This is a genomic window from Aquiflexum sp., from assembly GCF_041749095.1.
Classification (GTDB): Bacteria; Bacteroidota; Bacteroidia; order Cytophagales; family Cyclobacteriaceae; genus Aquiflexum.
The window spans coordinates 1-1964 of record NZ_JBGTCA010000509.1; the positions used below are offsets into that span (position 1 = coordinate 1).

Sequence of the window (1964 nt, forward strand, 5' to 3'; positions counted from 1 at the left end):
GGCGGGAAAAACAACGTCTTTTTATATGATTGTTGGGCTAATTAAACCCAATGAAGGGCAGATTTTTTTGGACGACCGGAATATCACCAAACTTCCCATGTACAGAAGGGCAAAATTAGGAATTGGGTATTTGGCCCAAGAAGCATCTGTATTCAGAAAGCTTTCTGTTGAAGAGAATATTCTTGCTGTACTGGAAATGACCAAGATGACCAAAGTCGAAAGAAAGGAAAAAATGGAGAGCTTATTGGAGGAATTCAGTTTGACCCATGTGCGGAAGAATTTGGGTGTAGTTTTGTCCGGTGGGGAAAGGAGGAGGACTGAAATTGCACGGGCATTGGCAGTGGATCCAAAATTTGTGCTTCTTGATGAACCTTTTGCCGGGGTAGATCCGATTGCTGTGGAAGAAATCCAAGGGATCGTAGCCAAACTCAAAACCAAAAACATCGGCATCCTCATTACCGACCACAATGTCAATGAGACCCTATCCATTACTGATAGGGCATACCTGATGTTTGAAGGTCAATTACTGAAAGCAGGTACTGCTGAAGAATTAGCGGCAGATGAACAGGTCAGAAGGGTTTATCTTGGCCAACATTTTGAACTTAAACGAAAGGTTTTTAACTGATGGAAGTTGTCAACTCTTTTATGACCTGGATTTTTAAAAACCGTATAGGTCAGATCCAAAATTTCATGAGATACCCCACTGAGTCTCAAAATCAGATATTTGATGAGCTCATCACTGCGGCAAAAAGAACAGAATTCGGGAAGAAATATAATTTTGGAGACATCCGTTCTTATGAGGATTTTGCGGATCAGGTTCCGGTCCATGACTATGAACAGATGAAGCCCTACATCGAAAAAACGATGAGAGGAACCCAAAATGTCATTTGGCCAACCGAAATAGAATGGTTTTCAAAGTCTTCGGGAACTACAGGTAGCAGGAGTAAGTATATACCTGTTTCGCAGGAATCTCTGGAAGAATGCCATTTCAAAGGCGGGAAGGACATGCTTTCCCTGTATGTCAACAACTATCCGGAAAGTAAACTTTTTACCGGCAAGGGTCTTACGATAGGAGGAAGTCTGGCAAAAAACCCATTGAACGGTGATAGCAATATTCAGGTAGGAGATATTTCTGCGGTGATTACCCACAATCTGCCCATCTGGGTGCAGTTTGCAAGGACACCCAATCTGGAGATAGCACTGATGAGTGAATGGGAGTCCAAAATTGAAAAGACCGCTCTTGAGGTCATGGATGAAAATGTCACGAGTATTTCCGGTGTGCCCACTTGGACGATAGTATTGCTCCAAAGGATCATGGATCTCAAAGGGGCAAGCAACATTTTGGAAGTTTGGCCCAATCTCGAAGTGTTTTTTCATGGAGCAGTTGCATTTGGTCCATACAGGAATTTATTCAGGGAGTTGATTCCCTCAGACAAAATGCGGTATGTGGAAACCTATAATGCATCGGAAGGATTTTTTGGGATTCAGGATCAAAAGGATTCAGAGGAATTGTTATTGATGCTGGATTATGGGATTTTTTATGAATTCATTCCTATGGAAGAATGGGAAAAAGAAGATCCTAAAGTCATTCCTTTGTCTGAAGTTGAAATCGGGAAAAATTATGCGATTTTGATCTCAACCAATGGAGGACTTTGGAGATACAAAATCGGAGATACTGTCAAATTCACCAATACCTATCCGTATAGGTTAAAAATATCGGGGAGAACCAAACATTTTATCAATGCATTTGGCGAAGAAGTGATAGTGGAGAATGCTGAGAAGGCAGTTCAAAAAGCTTCAGAATCAACAGATGCCCTTATTACAAATTTCACAGCAGCGCCTGTTTATTTTGGTGATTCCAAAAGCAAAGGAGCACATGAATGGGTTATTGAATTTAAAAAATTACCCTCAGATCAGGAAAGGTTCATCCAAATACTGGACAGTACTTTAAGGGAAATCAATTC

At 41.1% G+C, this 1964-nt stretch carries 2 protein-coding genes; both read left to right on the top strand.

The window, feature by feature from the left end; translation table 11 throughout:
- On the top strand, positions 1-625 hold a 625-nt coding region (gene lptB, locus ACEW8O_RS23185; protein ID WP_373497009.1), incomplete at its 5' end, for an LPS export ABC transporter ATP-binding protein.
- Positions 625-1964: GH3 auxin-responsive promoter family protein (locus tag ACEW8O_RS23190; RefSeq protein ID WP_373497010.1), on the top strand; the 1340-nt coding region annotated here is incomplete at its 3' end. The genes lptB and ACEW8O_RS23190, both read left to right, overlap by 1 nt.